The sequence below is a fragment of the Achromobacter sp. AONIH1 genome, assembly GCF_002902905.1.
Taxonomy (GTDB): Bacteria; Pseudomonadota; Gammaproteobacteria; order Burkholderiales; family Burkholderiaceae_B; genus Achromobacter.
The window spans coordinates 6,339,427-6,362,275 of the sequence record NZ_CP026124.1 but is presented as its reverse complement, the minus strand read 5'-3'; the positions used below and the strand labels follow the sequence as shown (position 1 = coordinate 6,362,275).

Annotated in this window: 21 protein-coding genes; 9 read left to right on the top strand and 12 right to left on the bottom strand. The window is 70.6% G+C overall.

Translation table 11 applies throughout. The features are described 5' to 3' along the window. Positions 1-14 precede the first annotated feature (14 nt). The 3 genes from C2U31_RS29040 to C2U31_RS29030 form a co-directional block, all read right to left on the bottom strand. Positions 15-746 carry a YafY family protein gene (locus C2U31_RS29040; RefSeq protein ID WP_103275956.1) on the bottom strand — a complete coding sequence of 244 codons (732 nt, stop codon included), beginning with the start codon at positions 744-746 and terminating at the stop codon, positions 15-17. Between the two features lie 68 nt (positions 747-814). Further along, positions 815-1,681: a hypothetical protein gene (locus tag C2U31_RS29035; protein WP_103275955.1), complete on the bottom strand. Its 867-nt coding sequence runs from the start codon at positions 1,679-1,681 to the stop codon at positions 815-817. Positions 1,682-1,862: 181 nt separating this feature from the next. Then, on the bottom strand, positions 1,863-2,330 hold the full coding sequence (locus C2U31_RS29030; RefSeq protein WP_103276636.1) for a CopD family protein: 468 nt from the start codon (positions 2,328-2,330) through the stop codon (positions 1,863-1,865). A gap of 148 nt (positions 2,331-2,478) precedes the next feature. Between C2U31_RS29030 and C2U31_RS29025 the strand changes: the two genes are divergently transcribed. The 8 genes from C2U31_RS29025 (at position 2,479) to C2U31_RS28990 (ending at position 11,100) form a co-directional block, all read left to right on the top strand. Beyond that, positions 2,479-2,988: a sigma-70 family RNA polymerase sigma factor gene (locus C2U31_RS29025; protein ID WP_103275954.1), complete on the top strand. Its 510-nt coding sequence runs from the start codon at positions 2,479-2,481 to the stop codon at positions 2,986-2,988. Continuing rightward, on the top strand, positions 2,967-3,971 hold the full coding sequence (locus tag C2U31_RS29020; protein WP_103275953.1) for a FecR domain-containing protein: 1,005 nt from the start codon (positions 2,967-2,969) through the stop codon (positions 3,969-3,971). The genes C2U31_RS29025 and C2U31_RS29020 overlap by 22 nt, the downstream gene beginning before the upstream one ends. A 130-nt stretch (positions 3,972-4,101) precedes the next feature. Continuing rightward, a complete protein-coding gene (locus C2U31_RS29015; protein WP_103275952.1) occupies positions 4,102-6,720 on the top strand; it encodes a TonB-dependent receptor in 2,619 nt (872 codons plus the stop codon). A 131-nt stretch (positions 6,721-6,851) separates the two neighbouring features. Then, positions 6,852-7,898, top strand: coding sequence for a hemin-degrading factor (locus C2U31_RS29010; protein WP_103275951.1), 1,047 nt, complete (start codon positions 6,852-6,854; stop codon positions 7,896-7,898). Positions 7,899-7,911: 13 nt separating this feature from the next. After that, complete coding sequence (locus tag C2U31_RS29005) at positions 7,912-8,814, top strand: hemin ABC transporter substrate-binding protein (protein WP_369869803.1); 903 nt, start codon at positions 7,912-7,914, stop codon at positions 8,812-8,814. Continuing rightward, positions 8,798-9,796 carry an iron ABC transporter permease gene (locus C2U31_RS29000; protein WP_103275950.1) on the top strand — a complete coding sequence of 333 codons (999 nt, stop codon included), beginning with the start codon at positions 8,798-8,800 and terminating at the stop codon, positions 9,794-9,796. Before C2U31_RS29005 ends, C2U31_RS29000 begins: the two co-directional genes overlap by 17 nt. Then, positions 9,793-10,494 carry an ATP-binding cassette domain-containing protein gene (locus tag C2U31_RS28995; RefSeq protein ID WP_103275949.1) on the top strand — a complete coding sequence of 234 codons (702 nt, stop codon included), beginning with the start codon at positions 9,793-9,795 and terminating at the stop codon, positions 10,492-10,494. The genes C2U31_RS29000 and C2U31_RS28995 overlap by 4 nt, the downstream gene beginning before the upstream one ends. A 123-nt stretch (positions 10,495-10,617) precedes the next feature. Continuing rightward, positions 10,618-11,100 (top strand): YajQ family cyclic di-GMP-binding protein, encoded by a 483-nt coding sequence (locus tag C2U31_RS28990; RefSeq protein WP_103275948.1) that lies wholly within the window; start codon positions 10,618-10,620, stop codon positions 11,098-11,100. 69 nt (positions 11,101-11,169) lie between these two features. Here C2U31_RS28990 and C2U31_RS28985 read toward each other — a convergent pair whose 3' ends face one another. Then, the gene (locus C2U31_RS28985; protein ID WP_103275947.1) at positions 11,170-12,627 is read right to left on the bottom strand and encodes an AlkA N-terminal domain-containing protein; all 1,458 of its coding nucleotides are present in this window, start codon (positions 12,625-12,627) and stop codon (positions 11,170-11,172) included. Between the two features lie 204 nt (positions 12,628-12,831). Between C2U31_RS28985 and ogt the strand changes: the two genes are divergently transcribed. Further along, positions 12,832-13,362: a methylated-DNA--[protein]-cysteine S-methyltransferase gene (ogt, locus tag C2U31_RS28980; RefSeq protein WP_103276634.1), complete on the top strand. Its 531-nt coding sequence runs from the start codon at positions 12,832-12,834 to the stop codon at positions 13,360-13,362. A gap of 40 nt (positions 13,363-13,402) precedes the next feature. On the opposite strand, the gene C2U31_RS28975 is transcribed toward ogt, so the two are convergent. The 8 genes from C2U31_RS28975 to urtE form a co-directional block, all read right to left on the bottom strand. Beyond that, complete coding sequence (locus C2U31_RS28975; RefSeq protein WP_103275946.1) at positions 13,403-14,008, bottom strand: phosphatase PAP2 family protein; 606 nt, start codon at positions 14,006-14,008, stop codon at positions 13,403-13,405. A gap of 92 nt (positions 14,009-14,100) precedes the next feature. After that, a complete protein-coding gene (locus tag C2U31_RS28970; RefSeq protein ID WP_103275945.1) occupies positions 14,101-16,014 on the bottom strand; it encodes a 7TM diverse intracellular signaling domain-containing protein in 1,914 nt (637 codons plus the stop codon). A 47-nt stretch (positions 16,015-16,061) separates the two neighbouring features. Further along, the gene (locus tag C2U31_RS28965) at positions 16,062-16,745 is read right to left on the bottom strand and encodes a response regulator transcription factor (RefSeq protein WP_103275944.1); all 684 of its coding nucleotides are present in this window, start codon (positions 16,743-16,745) and stop codon (positions 16,062-16,064) included. A 119-nt stretch (positions 16,746-16,864) separates the two neighbouring features. Then, a complete protein-coding gene (arsC, locus tag C2U31_RS28960) occupies positions 16,865-17,293 on the bottom strand; it encodes an arsenate reductase (glutaredoxin) (RefSeq protein WP_103275943.1) in 429 nt (142 codons plus the stop codon). Between the two features lie 252 nt (positions 17,294-17,545). Next, entirely contained in the window at positions 17,546-19,081 is a 1,536-nt protein-coding gene (locus C2U31_RS28955; RefSeq protein ID WP_103275942.1) for a PepSY-associated TM helix domain-containing protein, read from the bottom strand. Between the two features lie 8 nt (positions 19,082-19,089). Further along, positions 19,090-21,297 (bottom strand): TonB-dependent siderophore receptor, encoded by a 2,208-nt coding sequence (locus tag C2U31_RS28950; protein WP_103275941.1) that lies wholly within the window; start codon positions 21,295-21,297, stop codon positions 19,090-19,092. Positions 21,298-21,544: 247 nt separating this feature from the next. Further along, positions 21,545-21,949 (bottom strand): DUF2946 family protein, encoded by a 405-nt coding sequence (locus C2U31_RS28945; protein ID WP_103275940.1) that lies wholly within the window; start codon positions 21,947-21,949, stop codon positions 21,545-21,547. Between the two features lie 140 nt (positions 21,950-22,089). Then, positions 22,090-22,788, bottom strand: coding sequence for an urea ABC transporter ATP-binding subunit UrtE (gene urtE / locus C2U31_RS28940; RefSeq protein ID WP_103275939.1), 699 nt, complete (start codon positions 22,786-22,788; stop codon positions 22,090-22,092). Between the last annotated feature and the right edge of the window lie 61 nt (positions 22,789-22,849).

Here is a 22,849-nt window from a genome sequence, read left to right as displayed (position 1 = left end):
AGGAGCGGATACTGTCAGTTTTTGGCAGCAGTCTTCGGCCGCCGCGATCCCTCGGCCTCGGGCTGTTCCCGAGCCTGATTGAGAGCGCGCCATTCCTTGAGCAGCGCGTGGCGCCGGCGCGGGTAGCGCGGACCGGCGCTCAGCGCGGCGATGCGGTCGGTGCGGAAATGGCGGTAGTCCTGGCGCAGCTCGCACCAGGCCATGACGATGCGCACGCTGTCGAAGAAGCCCAGCGCGAAGGGCCAGATGGTGCGCACCGAATCCGCGCCCTTGTCGTCGCGGTAGGTGATGTCCACTTTCTGCTCGGCGCGGATGGCCTGGCGGATCTGGGACAGGTCGACCCGGTCCACCACGCAGACGGCGCTGGGGCCGATCAGCAGCGGTATCGCGTCCAGCTCATCGCGCACTTCTGGCGGCAGCACCGCGCCGATCTTGGCCAGCGCATTGCGGGCGGCCAGGCCCAGGCGCGCGTCCGAGCGCTGCGCGACCCAGCGCGTGCCCAGCACCAGCGCCTCGATTTCCTCGGTGCTGAACATCAGCGGCGGCAGCATGAAACCGGGCTTGAGCACATAGCCCATGCCCGGCTCGCCGTCGATCTCCGCGCCCTGGGCCTGCAGCGTGGCGATGTCGCGGTACAGCGTGCGCAGGCTGATGCCCAGTTCCGACGCCAGGCGGTGACCACTGACTGGCAGACGGTGGCGACGCAGGGTTTGCAGCAGGTCGAGCAGGCGTTCGGCGCGGGACATGGACAGACGGTGGGGCGGGAATCACGCAATACTGCCACGAAATGGCAGTATTACGCATTGCTTGCGCCCTAGCGCTTGACCGGCTTGCCGGTGGCCACGTCGATCGCCGAGCCGTCTTCCAGGCTGATGCGGTAGATCTCGCGCAGCACGTTGCCGGCGAAACCGATCTCGACGATGGAGACATCCTTGAAGGTGGTCTGGATGCCGTCGGGCAGGATGGCGTTGAACTTGTCGGCTTCCTGCTTCATGGCGTCTTGCAGCCGCGCGTCGTACAGAGTCATGCTGTAGACCAGCGTGGTGTGCGGGTTGTGCGCGCGCACTTCCTGGCCGTCCCGCACGACGTTCACGCCGCTCACGCCCACGCTGCGGACCAGATCGCGGCCGGCGTCGGCCATCTTGGCGTACACCGGACCGGTGACGCGCGGCAGCGGGCCATCGCGCAGCGGCGCCAGCGCTGCCGTGACCACGGTGTTGTAGCGCATCAGTTCCTCGAAGCCGGCGCCGCTCTTGACCACGCCCAGGTCCAGCCACCATGGATGGCCGGCGCCCTTGGCGGCTTCGGTCGGATAGAAAGTCTTGAGCGTGACCGGAATCGGCGCGGGCGGCTTGGGCAGCGCGACCAGCATGCGAGCGGGCGTGGTCGGATCGGCGCTGTGGATGTGGACCACCGTCACGTGTGGGATGTTGGGCGTTTCCGCCTCGGTCTTCAGACCCAGCTTGAGCAGGTCCGACTTGAGCGCGCCGTTGATCTTGCCGTCCAGCACGGCGTTGACTTCCTGGGGCAGGCGGTAGACCACGCCATAGGTCGCCTTGTGTTCGCGAAAGCCGGGCTGTTCCAGCGAGCTGTTGTCCTGGACGGCCGTGGCGGCGACGGCGGCCGGGCCGCAAAGGACGGACAGGCCGAGCGTGGCCAGGGGCAGGATGCGTTTGAACATGGGATTTCCTTCTCGTTGTGATTGGGGACCCGCGAGAGTCGCGTCCAGTGTGAGAAGGCGGGATGTACGCCGTATTGCGCCGAACCAAAGAATTCCGATAGGTGCCGCCGATGTTCTGATAGCTGCGGGCGGGGGGGCCTGCGCCAGGCGGCGCCCGCCCCGTGCCGGCGCGGATGCCGGGTCAGGCCAGGAAAACCGCCGCCACGACCGCCAGGCCCAGCAGCAGGTTCACGCCCACCCAGCGGCGGATCAGGGCCATGTTGCGCCCGCCCGCCGGCCAATCGGCGGCCGCCACGGCGGCGGCCAGGCCCTTGAAGGGCACCAGCCGGATGTAGGCGTAGATGGCCGTCATGACGATGCCGCCTGCCGCCATCAGCGTCCAGGCGCGCGGCATGAAGAAGGCGCCGCCGCTTTGCGAGGCCTGCGCCGCTTCCTGCCCGATCATCGCCGCGCCGGTCGCCAGGATCAGCACGATGGCCGCCAGCACCGCGTTCAGGAACGGACCCAGCACCGCCGCCATCAGGCTCAGGCGCTGCGGCGGCTCCAGCCGCGCGGCCGCCGGCCGCAGGAAACAGTGGGCGAACAGCATGCCGCCAACCCAGAGGATGACGGCCAGGAGGTGGACAAGCTTCAGCAGGGCGTAGGACATGGTCTTGGGACAGTGGAAGTGGGGACGGCGTCCCATCATATCGCCCCGGCGATTGCGCGGCGGGCTTGACCTGGATCAGGGTTTTTCACTTAGAATGAGATTGATTTCTATTTGTGATTATTCAAAGCTCGATATCAGGGAAGCCGCCGTGCCGAATTCCGCGCTCCTTACCGGCGACGCCGTCCACACGCTCTACAGCAGGCACCACGGCTGGCTGCACAACTGGCTGCGCGCCAAGCTGGGCAATAGCTTCGATGCGGCCGACCTGGCGCAGGACACCTTCATCCGGGTGCTGCGGCACCGGCAGGAAATCGAGGCGCTGCGCGAGCCGCGCGCCTACCTGACCGCCATCGCCAAGCGGCTGATGCTGAACCATCACCGCCGCCGCGCGCTGGAGCAGGCCTATCTGGACGCGCTGGCGGTCATGCCGCCGGCGCTGGCGCCGTCGGTGGAACAGCGGCTGCTGATCCTGGAGGCGCTGCACGAGATCGACGAAATGCTGTCGGGTCTGCCGGGTCCGGTGCGCGAGGCCTTCCTGCTGGCGCAGCTCGAGGGCCTGAGCCACGGCGAGATCGCCGCGCGCCTGGATGTCTCGCCGCGCACCGTCCACCGCTACATCGCGCGCGGATACGAGCAATGCATCCTGGCGGTGGCATGAGCGCGCCGGCGGGCGGAACGGGCGAGCTGCCCGAGGTGGAACGGAGCGTCGCCCGGCAGGCGGCGCGCTGGATGATGCTGCTGGGCTCCGGCCGCGCCAGCCCGTCGGACCTGCTGGCCTGCGAGCAATGGCGCTCCAGCAAGGCCGAGCATGAACATGCCTGGCAGCGCGCGCAGCGCGTCAGCCAGCGCTTCGGCCTGGTGCCGGCCACGCTGGGCATGGCGGCGCTGAACCGGCCCGCGTCGCCGCGCCGCCGCGCCGTGCTCAAGACCCTGGCGCTGGCCTCGGCGACGGGTCCGCTAGCCTGGGCCGCGTGGCGCGCCGATCCGCTGGATTGGACCGCCGACTACCGCAGCGCCGCCGGCGAGCTGCGCGAAGTGGCGCTCAGCGACGGATCCCGTCTTTACCTGAACACGGCCAGCGCCGTGGACGTGGCGTTCAGCGCCGCCTCGCGGCTGCTGCGGCTGCGCGCCGGCGAGATCGCGCTGCATGTGCGTGACGAGTCGGGCGCGCAGGCGCGGCCCTTCGTGGTGCGCACGCGTTACGGCGACATCGAGGCGCGCGCCGGCCGCTACTGCGTGCGACAGGAAGACGGGTTTTGCCGCGTCAGCGTGCAGGAGGGCGCGCTGCGCGTGGCGGCGCGCGCGGGACGGTATCTGCCGCTGGCGGCGGGCGCCGAGCTGCGCCTGGACGATCAGGGCCCATCCGACGCCGCGCCCGCCGATCCCCATGCCGCCGACTGGATGCGCAACGTGCTGCACGCCCGTGAAATGCGGCTCGACGCCTTCGCCGCCGAGCTGGGGCGCTACCGGCCCGGCCTGCTGCGCTGCGATCCGGCCGTGGCGCCTTTGCGCGTTTCGGGCGCGTTCCAACTGCACGACACCGACGCGGTGCTGGCGGCGCTGCCTGCCACGCTGCCGGTGAGCGTGCGTTACCGCACGTCCTACTGGGTCACGATCGGGCCGCGCATCGCGGCGGCCTGAATCGCCGTTGTTACAAAAAAGTGAGAGCCATGTTGTCCGATTCGTCGTGCTCGAGGGTCATGGAGGGTAGAGGCAGATGAATGCCTGTGCATGCCCGCAAGTCGCTACCCGCTGGATCGAAAGGACGATCATGACCCACACCCTCAACCGCCGTTCTCGCCGCCCGGACGGTCCGCAGGCCGCCGACGGCGCGCCGCGCCGCCCAACCCGTTTATCCCTGGCCTTGCGCGCGGCGCTGGCCCTGTTGGCCGCGCCGGCGGTGCTTGCACCTGGCGCCGCGCAGGCGCAAGCGGTTCAGGCCCGCGCGGCCAGTTACCGCATCCCGGCGGGGCCGCTGGCAGAGGCGCTGCCGCGTTTCGCCGACGCCGCCGGCGTGACCGTGCTGTTCGATGCCGCCTTGCTGGGCGCGCGCGGCACCGGCGGCCTGAACGGTTCCTACTCCGTGTCCGAGGGCTTCGCCCGCCTGCTGGCCGGCTCGGGCCTGGCCGCGCGCGAGCGCAGCGCCGGCATTTACGTACTGGTGCCGCAGGCCGGCGTGACGAACCTGGATCCCGTGCGCGTCGAGGGCGAGGGCAGCCGCCCCGCGCCCGCCTGGCAAAGCAGCACCGACCGCAAGCGCCTGGACGAGTTGCAGGTGCGCAACTGGAGCGACTTCGGCAGGCGCGTCGAGCCGGGCGTCAATTTCAATCGCCTGACCAACAGCATCAATATCCGTGGCCTGGACCAGGACCGCGTGCTGACTCGCGTGGACGGCATCCGCCTGCCCTGGCTGGACGATGGCGCGCGCGGCGTGAAGGGCGGATTGGAGTCGGTGGACTTCAACAGCCTGTCGCGCCTGGACATCGTGCGCGGCGCCGACGCCAGCGGCAGCGGCGGCGGCTCGGGCGCGATCTCCGGCATCGCCGACCTGCGCACGCTCAATCCGTCCGACCTGCTGGAGGATGGCAAGCGCTTCGGCGCGCTGGCCAAGACCGACTACGACACCACCGATAGCAGTTGGGGCGCCAACGCGGCGCTGGCCGGCCAGATCCACGAGAACACCTTCTGGCTGGTGCAGGCGGGCCTGCGCAACGGGCACGCGGTCGACAACCGCGGCGACGTGGGCGGCTACGGCCCGCGCCGCAACCAGCCCACGCCCGAGGACTACAGCCAGCGCAGCTTCCTGCTCAAGCTGCAGCAGCGCGTGGACGGCGGCCATCGCTTCGGCGTGACCGGCGAGTATTTCAAGCGCACGGCGGATTTCGACAATATGTTCGAACAGGGCGCGGGCACGTCCTACCTGTACGGCGAGAACAGCGTGCGCAAGGAAACCGAGCGCCAGCGCGTGTCGCTGGACTACAGCTACAGGGCGCCGTCCGACGGCGGCCTGCTCGATACCGTCACGGCCGCGCTCTATTGGCAGCGCGTGTCGCTGGACACCCGTCAGACGGCGGTGCGCAGCGTGGATCCGCGGGCCTTCATCATTCCCCGCGATCCGTTCCGCTATGGCTTTCCCAGCGGCCCGTATGGCCGCGACAACAGCATCCGCCAGACCATGTACGGCGTGAACGCCGAGGCGACCAAGCGCCTGGGCGGCGCGGTGACGCAGTTGTGGACCCTGGGCGGCGAGTGGTACGGCAACAAAACCGAGCAGCAATCCAGCGGCTACGACAACTGCCCCGTGATCCGTCCCGGCACGCCCGCGCCATTCGGCCCGCGCGCCTGCGACATGCTGCACACCAACCAGGCCGACGTGCCGCAATCCAAGGGCAGCCAGTGGGCCATGTGGGTGCAGGACGAATTCGGCTTCGCCGACGGCCGCTACACGCTGACGCCGGCGCTGCGCTACGACCACTACAAGCAGAAGCCCGAGAGCACCGACAGCTACGCCAGCAATCCCAATGCCGGCAAGCTGCCCTCGGCCAACAGCGCCGGCCGCTTCTCGCCCAAGCTGCTGGCCGGCTGGAAGGCGGCCGACGAACTCAGCCTGTACGCGCAATACGCCTATGGCTTCAAGGCGCCCAGCCCGTCCCAGCTCTACACCAACTACGGCGGCGCCGGCACCTATCTGCGCGTGGGCAATCCCGACCTGAAACCCGAAACCAGCAAGGGCTGGGAACTGGGCGCCAAGCTGGGCTCCGATGACCTGGGCGGCGCGCTGTCGTTCTTCGACAACCGCTACCAGAACTTCATCGACACCAGCGTGCCGCTGGACGCCAATTCGCCGATGTGGCAGCCGGCCTGGGCGGGCCAGTATCCGCTGGGCGTCACCGGCACCGTCAATCGCGCCCGCGTGCGCATCTACGGCGCCGAGGCCAGCGCGCACTGGAAATTCGCGACCGGCTGGCGCACCTGGGGCTCGCTGGCCTGGGCCGTGGGCAAGGATGAAGGCACCGGCCAGCACCTGAACTCGGTCGCGCCGCTCAAGGCCATCGTCGGCCTGGGCTATGGCCGCGACGCCTGGGGCGTGGATGCGATGCTGACGGCCGCGCTCAAGCGCGATAAGGTGGAGTATCCAAACCCGACGGCCAAGGCGCCCAACGCCGATTTCCAGGCGCCGGGCTACGGCGTGATGGACCTGATGGGGTACTGGCGGCCGGAAGCGGTCAAGGGCCTGCAGCTGCAGGCCGGTGTGTACAACCTGTTCGACAAGAAATACTGGGAGGCCATCAACTTGCCGACCGCGGGCGCGATGCAAATAGCGCGCCCGGTGGATTGGTATACCGAGCCGGGCCGCAGCCTGCGGATATCGCTCACGTACCAATATTGACCCGATAGGCCGCCGCCCCTGCCCGCATGGCGCATCGCTTCACGGTGCATGACGGGCAAGGGCGACGGCGGTATCGCCGCCGACGATCCGACATCCTTTCCATCACCCCCTTTCAGGCCGGAGGGCCAGACATGAGCAACATCGATTTCGACACCCGCGCCGCCGAACTGCGCGCCCGCAACGAGGCCCTGGCGGCCGAACAGCCCAAGCTGCGCGCCCGCAACCTGGCCCAGGCGCTGGGCGTGTCCGAGGCGCAGTGGGTCGCCGCCGGCTGTGGCGGCGTCAAGGCGACCGCGCTGCACGGCGAGCCCCAGGCCATCTTCCGCGACCTGGGCACGCTGGGCGAGGTCATGGCGCTGACGCGCAACGACTGGTGCGTGCACGAACGCCACGGCCGCTACCTGGACATCCAGGCCGACGGTCCGGTCGGGCTGGTGCTGGGGCCGGACATCGACCTGCGCGTGTTCTTCTCGTGCTGGCGCTCGGCCTGGGCCGTGGAGCAGGACGGGCGGCACAGCCTGCAGTTCTTCGACGGCGAGGGCGTGGCCGTGCACAAGGTCTATCGCACCGAGGCCACCGATGTGGCCGCCTACGACGCGCTGGTCGCGCGTCACGCGGGTCCGTCGCGGTGGCCGGAAAGCACGCCGGCCGCGCCCGCGTCCGACGCCGCCAGCGTGGCCGATGGCGAGCAGTGGCGCGCCGCCTGGCTGGGCATGAAGGACACGCACGAGTTCTTCCCGCTGCTGCGCAAGTTCAAGATCACCCGGCTGGCGGCGCTGGCCGCCGCCGGCGAGGATCTGGCCCAGCAGGTGCCGGCCGACGCCGTCGAACGCGCGCTGGAGTCGGCGGCTGCCTCGGGCCTGTCCATCATGTGCTTCGTGGGCAACCGAGGCATGATCCAGATCCACACCGGCCCGGTGCGCCAGCTGCGCCGCACCGGCCCCTGGTACAACGTGCTGGATCCGAAGTTCAACCTGCACCTGGACACCACCGCCATCGCCTCGTCCTGGGTGGTGAACAAGCCGACCTCCGACGGCTGGGTCACGTCGCTGGAGCTGTATGCCGCCAACGGCGACCTGATTGCCCAGTTCTTCGGCGAGCGCAAGCCCGGCAAGCCCGAGCTGCCCGGCTGGCGCGAGCTGATGAGCGGCCTGTGCGCCGTGCCGCTGGCCGTATGAGGACATGCCGATGATGCGCAAGACTCCGATGCCTCGCCCCTTCTCCGGATGGTTTGCCCGCGTGCGTTCGCCGCGCCGGCTGCCTGCGCGCCTGTCCGCCGTCGCGGCGGCCTGGCTGGCCGGGCTGTGCGTGGCCCAGGCCGCGCCCGAGCGCGTGGTCACGCTGGGCGGCAGCGTCACCGAGATCGTGTACGGACTGGGCCAGGGCGCGCGGCTGGTCGGCGACGACCAATCCAGCCTGTATCCGCCCGAAGCCCGCCGGCTGCCCAGCGTGGGCTACTACCGCGCCGTGCCGGTCGAGGGCGTGCTGTCGCTCAAGCCGGATCTGGTGCTGGCTTCGGAGCAGGCCGGTCCGCCGGACGCGCTCAAGCGCCTGGGCGAGGTCGGCGTGCGCGTGGTGACGGTGCCCGACCAGCCTTCGGTCGATTCGCTCAAGGCGCGCATCCGCGCCGTGGCCGAGGCGCTGGATGCGCGGCCGGCCGGCGAGCGCATGATCGAGGATCTGGGCCGCGAGCTGGCCCGCGCCGAGGCGCTGCCCGGCAGGCCCGCGCGCGCCATGCTGCTGATCAATCGTGGCGGCGCGCCGCAGGCGGCGGGGCGTGACACCGCGGCCAGCCAGCTCATGGCGCTGGCCGGTCTGGTCAACGTGATGCAGGGCCAGCAGGGCTACAAGCCACTGTCGGCCGAGGCCGTGGGCGCGCTGGCGCCCGACGTGCTGATCGTGACCAGCATGTCGGTCGAAGCCAGCGGCGGGCTGGACGCGCTCCTGGGCCTGCCCGGCCTGGCCTCGACCGAGGCGGCGGCGAAGCGGCGCGTGGTGGTCATGGACGACCTGCTGCTGCTGGGGCTGGGACCGCGCCTGCCGCAGGCGCTGACGCAGCTCAAGCAAGAGGTCGCGAATGTCATGGCGCGCTAGCGCGCCGCGCTCGGTGGCGCTGATCTGTCTGGCGCTGGCGATCGCCGTGCTGGCCGCCAGCGCCAGCGGGGCCGTGTCCATTCCGCTGCGCGCGCTGCCGGCGCTGCTCTGGGGCGAGCCCGCGCCCGATCAGGTGCTGTGGCGCAATGTGTTGATCGACATCCGCCTGCCGCGCGTGCTGTTCGCCGTGGTGGCGGGGGCGGGCTTGGCCGTTTCGGGGGCGGCCATGCAGGCGCTGTTCCGCAATCCGCTGGCCGAGCCGGGCCTGATCGGCATCACCGCCGGCGGCGCGCTGGGCGCGGTCGGCGCCATCGTGCTGACGGCCGGCGGCTTCTGGATCACCGCGCCGGCGGCCTTCGCCGGCAGCCTGCTGGCCACGTTGTGCGCCTATGCGGTGGGCCGGCGCGTGCCGGGCGTGGCGGGCCTGCTGCTGGCCGGCGTGGCCATCACGGCGGTCGCCTTCAGCCTGATCGGGCTGCTGACTTTCATGGCCAACGACGCCCAGCTGCGCGACCTGACCTTCTGGAACATGGGCAGCCTGGCGCGCGCCAACTGGACGCTGCTGGCCTTCCTGGGCCCCTGGGTGGCGCTGCTGTCGGCCTGGATGATGACGCAGTGGCGCGCGATGAACGCGCTGCTGCTGGGCGAGCGCGAGGCCCAGCACCTGGGCTACGCGCTCAAGCCGTTGCGCGTGCGCCTGGTGCTGGCCAGCGCGCTCATCATCGGCCCGCTGGTCGCCGTGACCGGCAGTATCGTCTTCGTGGGGCTGGTGGTGCCGCACCTGGCGCGCATGACGCTGGGCGCCAACCACCGCTGGCTGTTGCCGGCCAGCGTGGCGGGCGGCGGTCTGGCCCTGGTGCTGGCTGACTGGGCCTCGCGCGTGGCGTTGACGCCGGCCGAATTGCCCATCGGGCTGATTACGGGACTGGTCGGCGGCCCCTTCTTCTTGTGGCTGCTGGCGCGGGGCAGGAGGGTCGGATGACGCTGGCCGCGGAAAACCTCATCCTGTCGCGCGGCGGCGCGCGCGTGCTGGACCGCGTGTCGCTGGCGCTGGGGCCGGGCGAAGTGGTGGGCCTGCTGGGCGCCAACGGCGCCGGCAAGTCGACGCTGCTGGGCGCGCTGGCCGCCGTGCTGCCGCAGAAACCAGGGCTGGGCTTCGACCTGGGCGTGGCCGAGGTGGTGGCGATGGGCGCCTACCCCTTTCCCGAGCTGCCGCCCGCGGCCGTGGAGGCGCTGGTGGACAGGACGCTGGCGCTGGCCGACGCCACCCATCTGCGCGCGCGCCGTTATCCCGAACTGTCGGGCGGTGAGCAGCAGCGCGTGCAGTTCGCGCGCGTGCTGACCCAGTGCCTGGCGGCGCGCGCCGAGGGCGAGGCGCGCTACCTGCTGCTGGACGAGCCGACCGCCAGTCTGGATCCCAGGCATCAGGGCGAGCTGCTGCGCGTGGCGGCGGACCTGGCGCGCGACGAGCGCGTGGGCGTGCTGGTGATCCTGCACGACATGAACTTGGCCGCGCGCTGGTGCGACCGGCTGCTGCTGCTCGGCGGCGGACGCGCCATCGCGTCCGGACCGCCGTCGCAGGTACTGACGCCGGCCAGCCTGCACCTGGCCTATGGCATCGCCGCCCAGGTGGTGCCGCATCCGCTGGCGCCGGGCCGGGTGCTGGTGCTGACCGCCTGAGGGGCGGCGGCGCGGTTCCGTTCCGGGGCCGCGCCGCCGGTAGAATAGGGGTTTCGGGCCGGCTGCCGGGCGGCTGGCCCAGGCATTTTCCCTTCATCTCTCTACCCACAGGATTTTCGCGTCATGCCTAGTTTCGACGTCGTCTCCGAAGTCGACAAACACGAACTGACCAACGCCATCGATCAGGCCAACCGCGAGCTGGCCACCCGTTTCGATTTCAAGGGAACGGACGCCAAGTTCGAACTGGAAGGCTTTGTCGTGACTCAGGTGGCGTCCAGCGCCTTCCAGCTCAAGCAGATGCTGGACATCCTGCGCGGCCGGCTGTCGGCGCGCGGCATCGACGTGCGCTGTCTGGATGTGGCCGATCCGCTGGAGAACCTGGGCGGCGCGCGCCAGAAGGTCACCATCAAGCAGGGCATCGAACAGCCCGTGGCCAAGAAACTCATCGCCGCCATCAAGGCCGCCAAGCTCAAGGTCGAATCGCAGATCAACGGCGACAAGCTGCGCATCACCGGCAAGAAGCGCGATGACCTGCAGACCGCGATCGCGCTGCTGAAGAAGACCGACGTCGACCTGCCGCTGCAGTTCGAGAATTTCCGCGACTGAGCCCCGGGCTTCGGGCCGCGCCCGCGCGGCCCGGCGGCGTGCGTTCCGGGCATTGCGCGACGGCCGGCCTCAGCCCGCCGCGCCCTGCGCCCACAGCTGCTGGGCAGCGTAGGCCCGCCAGGGCCGCCATGCGGCCGAGCGCTCCAGCAGTTCCGCCGCCGTATAGCTGCGCGATTCCAGCGCTTCCAGCGCCCGGATCAGGCCGATGTCGGCCGCCGGGAACGCGTCCGGCTCGCGCAGCAGGCGCAGCGCGATGTACTGCGCCGTCCATTCCCCGACTCCCCAGATTTCCCGCAGGCGCCTGACCGAGACGTCCAGGTCGTTGCCGGCCTCGAACAGCGTCGGGTCCGCCAGCGCCGCCGAGGCCACGGCCGACAGCGTGCGCGCGCGGCTGCGCGGCATGCCCAGCGGCGCCAGGTCGGCGGCCGCGATGGCGGCCGGCTCCGGGAATACATGCGTCAGGCCGTCCTGCGGCCGCGCCAGCGGCGCGCCATGCGCCGCCACCAGCTTGCCGCCCAGGCGGATCGCGGCGACCACGGTGATCTGCTGGCCCAGCACGGCGCGCATCGCCAGTTCGAAGCCATCCCAGGCGCCGGGGATGCGCAAGCCGGGCCGGGCCGCCGTCAGCGCCGCCAGCACCGGGTCATGCGACAGCTGCGCCGCGATGGCGGCCGGATCGCTGTCCAGGTCGAATTGCCGCCGCAGGCGGGCGATGATCACGGGCAGGGATGGCAGCCGGGGAAAGCGCACGGTGGCCAGCAGCGCGTCGCCCTTGCCGGGTTCCACCGCCACCGTGCCCTGCGCGCCGTCCAGGCTGATGCTGCGCGTGTAGCGGCGTCCCTGCACCTGTTCGATGCCGGCGATGGCGCGCAGCCGCAGGAAGTCCAGCATCGCGTCCCAATCGTAGGGCGGTCGATAGCGCAGCAGCAGCCGGATCTCGCCCTCGGGTCCGGCCGGTACGTCCGGCTGCGAGGAACGGCGCAAGGCGCCGGGCGGGCGGTCGAACAGCTGCTGGAAGCGCTCGTTGAAGCGGCGGATACTGCCAAAGCCCGAGGCGAACGCGATCTCGGCCATGGGCAGGCGCGTCTCGTGGATCAGTTGCTTGGCCAGCAGCACGCGGCGGGTCTGGGCGACGGCGACGGGAGAGGCGCCCAGGTGCTCGCGGAACTGCCGCCGCAGCTGGCGCGCGCCGACGCCGGTCCGGGCGGCCAGCGCATCCAGGTCGCCGTCGTCCAGCGCGCCCAGCTCGATCAGCTGCAACGCGCGCGCCACGCTGGCGGGCAGCCCCGGCGCGGGGCCGGCGGCGGGCGCGATTTCCGGGCGGCAGCGCAGGCAGGGATGGAAGCCGGCCTCCTGCGCGGCCGCGGCCGTGGCGTAGAAGACGACATTGCGCGACAGCGGCGTGCGCGCCGGACAGACCGGGCGGCAATAGATGCGCGTGGTCTTGACCGCGGTGAAGAAGCGTCCATCGTAGCGGGCGTCGCGCACGCGGATGGCGCTGTAGCAGGCGTCGTGATCGAGATTCATGCGGCCATGCTAACGCCGGTCCGGGATGGCGTTCTAGCGGTTTTCGGACCGTGTTGTCCGGCCGACACTGATGTCCGAAAACCGCGAGCAGGAGTCCGGCGCGGACCCTATATTCTGTTGCGAATGCCTGTCCTGGCCGCGCGGTCGCGCCGCCTGTCGCCGGCGATTCGGTCCTTGTTCCTTTCCGCTATGGAAGTCCGCGCCATGTCCGCCCATCTTTTTTTCGAAGAACGCCTGAAGACGCCCATCGGCGTGATGCTGGTGCTGACCGACGCGCAAGGACGGCTGCGCGCCGTCGATTGGGACGACTATGAAAGCCGCATGCACAAACTGTTGGGGCGGCAGTATGGCAAGGAAGCGGTCGCCTTGCGGCCGGCGACGGCGGCCTCCGAGGCGGGCCGCTGCCTGGAAGCGTATTTCGACGGTCGGATCGATGCCATCGACGCCGTGGAGGTGGCCATGGGCGGCACCGTGTTCCAGCGTGAGGTATGGGCGGCGTTGCGCGGCATTCCGGCGGGCAGCCATCTCAACTATGGCCGGCTCGCCGAGCGCATCGGCCGGCCCGAGGCGGTGCGCGCCGTGGGCGCCGCCAACGGCGCGAATCCGATCGGCATCGTGGTGCCATGCCATCGTGTGATCGGCGCCAACGCCGCGCTTACCGGCTACGGTGGCGGCTTGCACCGCAAGCGCTGGCTGCTGGAGCACGAAGGCGCGGCGGGTTTCGCGCCGGCCTGAGGACGGCGCGAGGAACGGTCCCGGGATCGTTCCGGCGCCCCTAGGCGCGGATCCAGCCGCGCGCGATCGGCAGGGCCAGCAGCTTGCCGTGCAGCGCCTGGCACGCCGCGGTCACGGGGGTGCCCACGCGCCGCCACACGGGCACCACCAGCGCGGCGGCCAGCGGCGCCAGCAGCAGGCCGCCGGCGATGTCCAGCGGGAAGTGCACGCCCAGGTAGACGCGCGACAGGCCGACCACGGCCGCCAGCGCCAGCGTGGCCCAGCCCCAGCCCGCCCAGCGCCGGTCGAACAGCAGCGTGAAGGCCAGCGTGGCGATGATGATGGTGTGGTTGCTGGGGAAGGAGGAGGTGGCCTTGTGTGCGAAGAAGGCATGGCCCAGGCCGATGGTGAAGGGTCGTGGATGCGGCCACAGCGCGCCGCACAGATAGCTGATGAACAGCGCCACGCCGATGCCGGTCAGCGTCTTGAGCACCAGGCCGCGCTGCGGCTGGCCGCCCCACAGCCAGAGTCCGGCGAGCGCCGCCGGCACCAGCAGGATCAGCCGGTTGGCGATGAACATCCCTGCCTGGATGCGCCAGGCGGGCGAGGCCGGGTCGGCGTTGATCAGAAGAAATAGGGACTGGTTCAGGTGTTCAAGCGTATCCATGACGCGTCATCTTGCTGAAATTTGCGGATGACCGCGATGGTAGTGGGATTTGCCGTCAAATACCTTGCAAATGTGTGGCTGAGTTCCCGGAATTACGTCCGGATGCGATTTTTCGATACATCTTGCGCCGAAGCCGTCGCCGGGGCCGCCTCGGCGTCTTCCGCCTCCAGGGTCAGGCTGGCGGTCAGGCGCGTGCGGCCGGGCGCGGAATCGATCCGCAAGCTGCCGCCGACCCGGGCGATGCGCGTGGACATGCTGCGCATGCCGACGCTGATGCCGGCCTGGCACACGGCGGCCACGTCGAAGCCCGCGCCGTCGTCTGCGACCATGAGTTCCAGCGCCCGGGGGTCGGGCTGCGCCAGGCGCACCGCGACGCGCCCGGCGCGGCTGTGCTTGATGACGTTGGTCAGTCCTTCCTCGATCAGCCGGGTCAACGCCAGGCACTGCAAGGCGGAGGGCGGGACGATCCAAGAGGCGGGAACATCCCAGCGGACTTCGATGCCCAGCTCGTCGAACAGCTGCGTGTAGCGGTGGCGCAGCGGAGCGATCCATTCGCGCGGTGTGGCGGGCGGTTTCATGTCGGCGCTGGCGCCGCTGTCTATCGTCTGGCGCAGGTCGTTGCGCAGCAGGTTGAGCATGGACAGGAACTGCCGGTTCTGCAGCGGCGCGCCGGACTGTTCGACCAGGGCCGTCATGCGGACCAGCGAGCCGCCCAATCCGTCGTGCAGGTCGCGCGCGATATCCAGCCGGTCCTGCAGCCGGCTGTGGGCCAGCGCCAGCTCGTGTTCGCGGGCCAGCGTGACGGCCAGCTCATCGCGGGCGCGCTGCACGGATATCTCCAGTTCCTCGTTGAAGCGCTCGATGCGGCGCACGCTGCGCGCGTGGCGCAATCCCTGGACGGCGGACATGCCGATCAGCACCGCGATGCTGGTGTAGGGAATGTAGGACAGGCCGTCTATCCGCTTGAACAGCAGCAGCAGGTCGTGCACGGCAGCGCCCAGGAATACCAGCAGGCAGGCGGCCAGCAACTGCTGTTCGCGGTCGCGGCCGCGCAGGGCCTGGATGGAGAAGTGCAGGCAGTTCAGGCAGAACAGCGCCGTCAGGGCCATCACGATGACGAATTGCGCCGAGGGCTGGACGTCGTCGGGCACGAAGGCCAGCGCCGCCAGCGACAGCGCCACGCCCACCCACATGACTTTTTCCAGCCGAGGTCGGTAGCGGCCGGCGAAGCGCCAGGTGAACATGCAGAAGCAGGCGATGTGCAGCGTCAGCGCCATGGCGTTGGCGCGCGCGGCGGCCAGCGTGGTGGCGAAGGGCCAGGGGCTGGTGGCCACGATGTTGGCCGCGAACAGCACCCAGAACAACGCGGTCAGCGCATACCAGCCATGGCTGGATTGTTGCGGACGCAGGATCCACAGGCTGAAGAAGAACAGGCCCAGCGCCGCCGAGATGGTCAGGTTGACATGGAACAGCGTGCGGTTGCGCCACACGCGCTGCTCGTGCCCGCGTTCGATGGCCTCGGGCTCGCCCAGGTACACCGGCCCCAGCCCCGGATGTTGGCCGGCGACGCCGGCCACGCGCACCCAGATGGTGTTGACGCCGTCGCGCATCGCGGATTCGGGCAGGCGCCAGTAGCGCGGCATGTTCCAGCTGCGCGACAGCGGTTCGGACTGGCTGGCGTCGCGCCACAGCAGGTCGTCGTTGGCGTAGACCTCGCCGGCCATGATGATGGATTCGAGCGCCAGCGCGGCCGGAGCGCGGCTCGCGCCGTCACAGCGCCAGTCGATCCGGTACCAGGCCTTGCCGGTATGGCCGGGCCAGCGCGCGCTCCAATCGTCGGGCAGCGTGACCGGCCGCCAGGCGGGGCCGTCGGCGGGTCGCGCGCCGTCCGGCAGGGCCTGGGCGATGCGGACGTCCAGGATCCGCGCGGCGCAGTCGCCTGCGGCATCGGCCGTCGCCGCCCGCGCGCCGCCGCACAGGAGCAGCAGCGCCAGCAGGCCGAGCATTGCGGCCAGCGCCTGTCCGGCGCGCCGCGCCACCGGCGTCGGCCGCGTCAATCGAGCAGGCCGCGCGAGCGCGCCGCGTGGATGGCCCGGGTGCGCGAGGACACCGCCAGCTTGCGGTAGATGTGCTTGATGTGGCATTCGACGGTGTAGCGGGACAGATGCAGCTGGTCGGCGATCTCCCGGTTGCCCAACCCCTCGGCCACCAGGCGCAGGATCTGGTCTTCGCGCGGGCTGAGCGTTTCGCCGGGCGGCGGGCTGGCGGGCTGCGCGGGCGCGGGGCGCAGCTCCGCGATGATGCGGCGGGCGACGAAGGGATCGATCGGCGCGCCGCCGCGCAGCACGCTGCGCAGCGAGATCAGCACTTCCAGGTCGTCGCGTTCCTTCAGCAGGTAGCCGGTGGCGCCGGCGCGCAGCGCCGCCAGGATGGCGTCCTCGGTGCTCCAGGCCGAGATGACCAGGATGCCCAGCGCCGGATCGGCCGCGCGCAGCTCGGCGATCAGCTCGATGCCGTTGCCGTCGGGCAGGCCCAGGTCCACCAGCGCCAGCGCGACGGGCGCGTCGGCCAGCCGGCCGCGGGCCTCGGCCAGCGAGCCGGCGAACAGCAGCGCGTCGGCGGGATAGCCCAGCTGGTGCAGCAGCCGTTCCAGCCGGGCGCGGACCAGCGGTTCGTCTTCCACCACCAGCACCGGGGCGGGCAGGGCGAGCGCGGGAACGGGCGGCAGATCGGTCATGGTGGCGGGCCAAGTGGGAGCGGGCGAAATTGCCCGCTTGGGATTGTGCTGATCCCGGCCGTCGGCGGCTATCCCTGAAAGTGGGTATTGGATGTGGCCGCTCGCCGCGCCGGGCGCGTTCACTTCTGGATGCGCTTGCCCTGCGCGTCGATCACGGCCTCGCCGTCTTCCTTGGTGAAGGCGCCTTGCTGCGGCGCCGGCAGGATGTCCAGCACCAGCTCCGACGGGCGGCACAGCCGCGCGCCCAGCGGCGTGCTGACGAAGGGGCGGTTCAGCAGGATGGGATGGGCCTCGATGGCGTCCAGCAGGGCTTCGTCGTCCAGGGCCGGGTTGTCCAGGCCCAGCTCGGCATAGGGCGTGCCCTTTTCGCGCAGCGCGTCGCGCACGCCGACGCCGGCGCGCTTGAACAGCGCCTTCAGTTCCGCGCGCGAGGGCGGGGTTTCCAGGTACAGCACGACCTGCGGCTCGATGCCGGCGTTGCGGATCATGGCCAGGGTGTTGCGGGAGGTGCCGCACTTGGGGTTGTGATAGATGGTGACGTCGGACATGGGCTGCTCCTTGGGCCTGGTGTGCTGTCCCGCAGATACGCCCGCACGAAATCCACCCCTAGCCGCCATGGCGTCGTTGCAAATCCTCGCGATACCTACGGGTATCGCTGCGGTTTGCGCCTAGCCCTGACGTCTATGGATGAATTTCGCTATGCGGACGTACCTACGGGACAGCACACTAGCAGAGTCGAGGCTGGGAGCATAGTGCATCCCGCGCCGCGTTCCCAGGCCGCGCCCGGCCCGCCGCCGGGTTCAGTGCCGCAACTTCTTCCCCAGCCGGCGCCAGCCGATCACCACGCCGGTCAGGCTGAGCGCGGCCCCGCCCAGGCTCAGGAAGATCAGCAGCGCGTCCCACAATGGGCGGCGCGCCAGCAGGCCGGTCCAGTCCCAGCTGTGCAGGAAGGCGAACAGCCAGCGGCTGGCGCGGTTGGCGCGATCCTGCCGGCTGATGAGCTGTCCGGTGGCCGGATCCAGGTAGACCCAGCTGGCCTCGGGGTTGTCGTAGACCAGCCGCCAGGCCGGCAGCGGCTTTTCCACATGGCCCAGCATGGCGTGTTCGTCGCGCGCGTAGTAGTAGAAGTCGTAGCGCTCCAGCGTCTGCACCTCGGCCAGCCGGGCGTCCGGCAGCAGCGTGGCGGCGGCCGCGCGCAGCACGGCGGGGTCGAGCGCGGCGGGGCGCGCTTCCCGCGCCGACAGCAGCAGCGGCGCGCCGGCCGCCATGCGCGCCTGGACCAGGCTCTGCCCGGCGGCGCGCGTCCAGCTCAGTTCCCGGGGCGCGGCGGGCAAGGCCGCGATCAGCGCGGCGGGCGCGGCCAGCGTGGCGGCGGGCGCGGGCGGGCCCTCATAGGCCGCCTGCGCCAGCGGGGCGGCGCCGCTGGCGAAGAGTTTCCAGGGGTTCATCGACATCAGCCCGCTGAAGATCCAGGTGATGGTGACGACGGCGAACAGCAGGCCGCTCAGATGATGCCAGCGCATCATGTTCTCGCGGTACGGCGAGCGGCTGCCGCTGGCATAGGGGCGCGAGAAACGCCAGCGCATCAGGCCCACCACGGTGCCGGTGAGCGCCAGCGTCACGCCCGCCACCGACAGCCACACCACGATGTCGTGCCACCAGCGGTCCAGCGCGTTGCCTCGGAACGGATAGAGCCAGTGGATCCAGGCGCCCACGTAGTTCCAGGCGCGTTCGGCGCGGGTGGCGTCCAGCACCACGGCGCCGGTGGCCGAGGAGATGTAGAGCCGGGTGTGTTCCGGATCGGCTACGTCGACGCGGTGCAGCGGCCGGTGCTGATCCAGCGCGCGCGAGTGCGTGTAGACGTCCTCGGCCACCGCGCCCGCGTATCGCAACGGGTAGGCCCCGCCGAACCAGGCCGAGGCCGTGGCGGCGGCCACCCGCTCGTCCGCCACGGGCAACAGCGCGCCGCTGGCGGCGTCCACCGCCTTGGGCGCCGCGCGCCGGCCGCCGCCGGCCAGATACACGGCCTGGCCGGCGCGGCTGGCCGACAGGCTCAGGGCGGCGCCGTCTTCCAGCCCGGCCGCCGCCAGCGCCTGCGCCGGCGTCACCGTGACGCCGGCGGGATCCAGCGGCGCCAGGTGCCCCAGGCGCTCGGCGGGCGTGAGCTTGGGATAGCCCACGTACATCATGACCACGCCGGAGATGAACCACATGGTGAAGAACAGGCACAGCGTGATGCCGGCCCAGCGGTGCAGCAGGTAGAGCCAGCGCTTGGCGCGGGCGGCCAGCGACGGTCCGGTCGCGGCGCGCGGTCGGGTCTGGGGCAGGGCGCTCATGGCGGTCCTCAGTAGCGCGCTTGCAGCGTCAGTTCGAACGAGCGCGGCGCGCCCAGGTAGAACATGCCGGCGCTGCTGACGTTGGCCGCGTAGACCTTGTCGGTCAGGTTGCGCACGCGGGCGGTCACGGTGAGGTTCCGGTCGATGCGGTGCGAGACGGCGGCGTCGAACACCATGTAGGCCGGCGCCCAGGTGGTGTTGGCGGCGTCGGCGTAGGTCTTGCCCACATAGCGCGCGGCGGCGCTGGCGGTCCAGTCGGGCAGGAAGGCGTAGTCGACCCAGATATTGGCGATGCGGCGCGGCGTGTTGGTCGGCACCTTGCCGTTGCGCGACACCGCCACGCCGTTGACGGTCTGCGAGAAGTCGTCGTAGCGCGGCGCGACGAAGGCTATGTTGGCCTGCAGCGTCACCTGCCTGCTCAGCCGCAGGCCGCTTGCCAGCTCCAGGCCGCGCGAGGACTGCTCGCCCACCGGCAGGCTGACGCCGGGGTTGTTGGCGTCGGGCGTCGAGATGTTCTTGCGCCGGATGTCGTACAGCGCCACCGTGGCCGAGCCGCGGCCGTCCCAGAAATCGAACTTGCCGCCGACCTCGGCCTGGCGACCAGTGGTCAGCTTGTCGTTGTACAGCACGTCGGCGAACGAGGCCGTGGCCATCAGGCCGGACGGGGGATCGGCGGCGGTGGCGTATTGCGCGTACAGCGAGGCTTCCGGGCTGAGCTGCCAGTTCAGGCCGAGCCGGCCGGTCAGCGGCGAATACGAGCGCGAGGCGCTGGCCGGCGAGCTGGCGGTGACGGCGCGGCGGTTGGTCAGATCCACGTCGATGAAGTCCTTGCGCAGCGCCGAGACCAGCGACAGACCGGGCAGCACCTCGGTACGGTTCTCCAGCGTGAAGGCCAGCGTGCGGATGCGGTTGTCGCGGTCGGCGACGTGGCCGCGCTTCATGCCGGGGATGTCGTAGAAATCTCCCGGCGAGAAGTCGTAGGGATCGATGGCGTCCACCTGGCCGGGCAGGCTGGTCGGATAGCGGGTCTGCTTGTTGACGCTGTAGTCCGCGCCGAAGGACCAGTCGCTGGGCAGGCCGGCCAGGGTCGAGCGGTACAGGCCCTCGACCCGGTTGCCGATCAGACGCTGCTCGTGCCGCTGCAGCAGCGCGCCCGAGCGCAGCACCTGGGTGTTGCCGGCGTTGAAGCGATAGGTCTCCAGGTTGCGGAAGTCGCGGTCGGCGCGGTAGTAGTACAGCGTGTTCTTGAACGTCAGCGCGGGGCTGGCGCGCCATTCGGTGATCGAGCGCGCCCACAGCACCGACTGCTCGTAGAGGCCGTCGTTGACGTTGTAGTTCTTGTAGCGGGTGCCGTCCTCGATGTGGCCCTCGCCGCTGACCACGCCGTTGGCGCCGGTCTTGAGCGGCGTGCCCCAGTAGGGGCGGTCGACTTTTTCGCGCTGGTATTCGAAGGCCCAGGTCTGGGTCACGTCGCTGCCCAGGTCCGACAGCAGCGAGAGCGCGAGCTGGCTGGCGCGGGAGTGGTTGCCGTCGACCCAGCCCTGGCTGGAGCCGGTGTTCGCGTCCAGCCGCAGGTAGTGGCCGCGGCCGCCGGGCTCGCCGGCCAGCTGCTGGTTCAGGCCGACGGAATATTGCCGCGAGTTGAAGGAGCCGAGACGGAAGCGGCCTTCGTAGAACGTGTCGCGTTCCGGCAGCTTGGTCACGTAGTTGATGGCGCCGCCCACGGCGCCGGCGCCGAACAGGAAGGTGGATGGACCGCCGATGGCCTCGACACGGTCGTAGATCCAGCTGTCGATGGGGCGGGCGGCGATGGCGTCGTACTGCACCGAGATGCCGTTGAACAGCTGCGAGATCTGGCTGCCGCTGAAGCCGCGGTAGCTGACGGCGCCGGCCATGCCGGGCGGCGAGGCGTTGTCCACGCCGGGGATGCCGCGCGCGATGTCCTGGGTGTTGGCGGCGCCGCGCGCCTCGATCTGCTCGCGCGAGATCACGGTGACGGACGCGGGCGTTTCGCGCAGCGTCAGCCCCAGGCGGCTGCCGGTGCCGTCGCGGGCGTCCAGGTTGATGCGGCCATTGGGCGGCGTCTCGGCGGCGGCGTCGCCGTAGACGACGGTGGGCGCCAGCGTTTCCACCGACGGATCGGCGCTGAGCGCCAGGGCGGGGGCCGTGGGCGCGAGCGCGGCCAGCAGCAGGAGGTAAGCGTATGCAGGTTTCATGGTCGGATGCCGCGCGCTCGCGCCGCCGGGGGGCGGCAGCCGCGCGATGTGTCGCGGACGGGTAGGGCAAGCCAGGACTGCGGACCCGTCGCCGCCCGGCGTTCCAGGCGGACCGGACGCGCAAGCACGCGGGCGGACCGGCCACGGAAGGGCGGATCGATCGGGAGCGGAAGGGGCGGTCGGCGGGGAGCCGTCAGGCGCGGTTCACGCGCATGGGCGCGCGGCGCGGTGCATCAGGCGTGGCCGGTCAGGCGGCCGGCGGGGCGCGCGGCTGGGCCGCGCTCCAGGCATGCAGCGGCCGGGCCGACTGGTAGTAGAGCGGGGGATAGCTGACCTTGCGGGCCAGGGAGGCTGGCAGCAGCAGCGGCGCCGGATCGGGCAGGATGCCGATATCGGCTTGCTGGTTGCGGCAGAACGGGCAATGCTGGCTGCCTTCGTGCGCATCGTGTTGCGGCGACTGGCCGCTGTCGTCCGCGCGCACGTCGATCTGAACCAGGCCCGCGCCGTCGGGGGCGCAATACTCCACCGACACGCGCTGCGCCGGGTGCGCCGGGCTGAATGCGCGCGCCAGCGACGGGACCAGCGACGCCCACAGGATCACGGCGAGCGCGATCCATATGGCGGGTCGGGTCAGGAAGGAGGCGGAGCACATGAGCGCGGATTATATCGGAGCAGATCCGCGCGCAGGCCTAATTTCAAGCAATGATCAAAGATCCCGCCGACAGGGAAATCGGTTCCGGAAGGCTCCCCCGGACGCCGGCGCGCACGGCATGCGCCGGCGTGGTTCTTTGCCTAGACCGACAGATGCCGGCGCACGTCCTCGCCGTCCATGGTTTCGCGGCCGCCGCTGGCCACGACCTCGCCGCGCGACAGCACCACGTAGCGGTCGGCCAGCTCGCGGGCGAAGTCGAAGTACTGCTCGCACAACAGGATGCCGATGTCGCCGCGCTGGCGCAGCATGCGGATGACGCGTCCGATGTCCTTGATGATGGACGGCTGTATCCCTTCGGTGGGTTCGTCCAGGATGATGAGGCGGGGCTCGGCCACCAGCGCCCGCGCGATCGCCAGCTGTTGCTGCTGTCCGCCCGACAGATCGCCGCCGCGCCGCGACAGCATGCCGCGCAGCACGGGGAACAGCTCGAACACTTCCTCCTTGATGCGCCGCGCGCGCGCGGCCGGCTTGGTCGCCATGCCCATCAGGATGTTCTCTTCTACCGTCAGCCGCGCGAAGATGTCGCGCCCCTGCGGCACATAGGCCATGCCGCGCGCGGCGCGCTGGTGCGGCGCCAGCCGCGTGATGTCGGCGCCGTCCAGCGACACGCCGCCGCGCGCCACCGGCAGCACGCCCATCAGGCACTTGAGCAGCGTGGTCTTGCCCACGCCATTGCGTCCCAGCAGCGCCAGGCACTCGCCCTGGCGCACCGACAGCGACACGCCGCGCAGCGTGTGGCTGCCGCCATAGTATTGATCGATTCCGTTCGCATCCAGCATGTCTTTCTCCGTGGCGTCGCGGCTAGGGGGATTTCGTGCGGGCGTATCCGTGGGACGGCAC

What these genes read in the sequence shown, in the direction of transcription:
- C2U31_RS29040 (WP_103275956.1), bottom strand. Translation starts at nt 746, where the DNA reads ATGTCCCGCGCCGAACGCCTGCTCGACCTGCTGCAAACCCTGCGTCGC.
- C2U31_RS29035 (WP_103275955.1), bottom strand. Translation starts at nt 1,681, where the DNA reads ATGTTCAAACGCATCCTGCCCCTGGCCACGCTCGGCCTGTCCGTCCTT.
- C2U31_RS29030 (WP_103276636.1), bottom strand. Translation starts at nt 2,330, where the DNA reads ATGTCCTACGCCCTGCTGAAGCTTGTCCACCTCCTGGCCGTCATCCTC.
- C2U31_RS29020 (WP_103275953.1), top strand. Translation starts at nt 2,967, where the DNA reads ATGCATCCTGGCGGTGGCATGAGCGCGCCGGCGGGCGGAACGGGCGAG.
- C2U31_RS29015 (WP_103275952.1), top strand. Translation starts at nt 4,102, where the DNA reads ATGACCCACACCCTCAACCGCCGTTCTCGCCGCCCGGACGGTCCGCAG.
- C2U31_RS29010 (WP_103275951.1), top strand. Translation starts at nt 6,852, where the DNA reads ATGAGCAACATCGATTTCGACACCCGCGCCGCCGAACTGCGCGCCCGC.
- C2U31_RS29005 (WP_369869803.1), top strand. Translation starts at nt 7,912, where the DNA reads ATGCGCAAGACTCCGATGCCTCGCCCCTTCTCCGGATGGTTTGCCCGC.
- C2U31_RS29000 (WP_103275950.1), top strand. Translation starts at nt 8,798, where the DNA reads ATGTCATGGCGCGCTAGCGCGCCGCGCTCGGTGGCGCTGATCTGTCTG.
- C2U31_RS28995 (WP_103275949.1), top strand. Translation starts at nt 9,793, where the DNA reads ATGACGCTGGCCGCGGAAAACCTCATCCTGTCGCGCGGCGGCGCGCGC.
- C2U31_RS28990 (WP_103275948.1), top strand. Translation starts at nt 10,618, where the DNA reads ATGCCTAGTTTCGACGTCGTCTCCGAAGTCGACAAACACGAACTGACC.
- C2U31_RS28985 (WP_103275947.1), bottom strand. Translation starts at nt 12,627, where the DNA reads ATGAATCTCGATCACGACGCCTGCTACAGCGCCATCCGCGTGCGCGAC.
- ogt (WP_103276634.1), top strand. Translation starts at nt 12,832, where the DNA reads ATGTCCGCCCATCTTTTTTTCGAAGAACGCCTGAAGACGCCCATCGGC.
- C2U31_RS28975 (WP_103275946.1), bottom strand. Translation starts at nt 14,008, where the DNA reads ATGGATACGCTTGAACACCTGAACCAGTCCCTATTTCTTCTGATCAAC.
- C2U31_RS28970 (WP_103275945.1), bottom strand. Translation starts at nt 16,014, where the DNA reads ATGCTCGGCCTGCTGGCGCTGCTGCTCCTGTGCGGCGGCGCGCGGGCG.
- C2U31_RS28965 (WP_103275944.1), bottom strand. Translation starts at nt 16,745, where the DNA reads ATGACCGATCTGCCGCCCGTTCCCGCGCTCGCCCTGCCCGCCCCGGTG.
- arsC (WP_103275943.1), bottom strand. Translation starts at nt 17,293, where the DNA reads ATGTCCGACGTCACCATCTATCACAACCCCAAGTGCGGCACCTCCCGC.
- C2U31_RS28955 (WP_103275942.1), bottom strand. Translation starts at nt 19,081, where the DNA reads ATGAGCGCCCTGCCCCAGACCCGACCGCGCGCCGCGACCGGACCGTCG.
- C2U31_RS28950 (WP_103275941.1), bottom strand. Translation starts at nt 21,297, where the DNA reads ATGAAACCTGCATACGCTTACCTCCTGCTGCTGGCCGCGCTCGCGCCC.
- C2U31_RS28945 (WP_103275940.1), bottom strand. Translation starts at nt 21,949, where the DNA reads ATGTGCTCCGCCTCCTTCCTGACCCGACCCGCCATATGGATCGCGCTC.
- urtE (WP_103275939.1), bottom strand. Translation starts at nt 22,788, where the DNA reads ATGCTGGATGCGAACGGAATCGATCAATACTATGGCGGCAGCCACACG.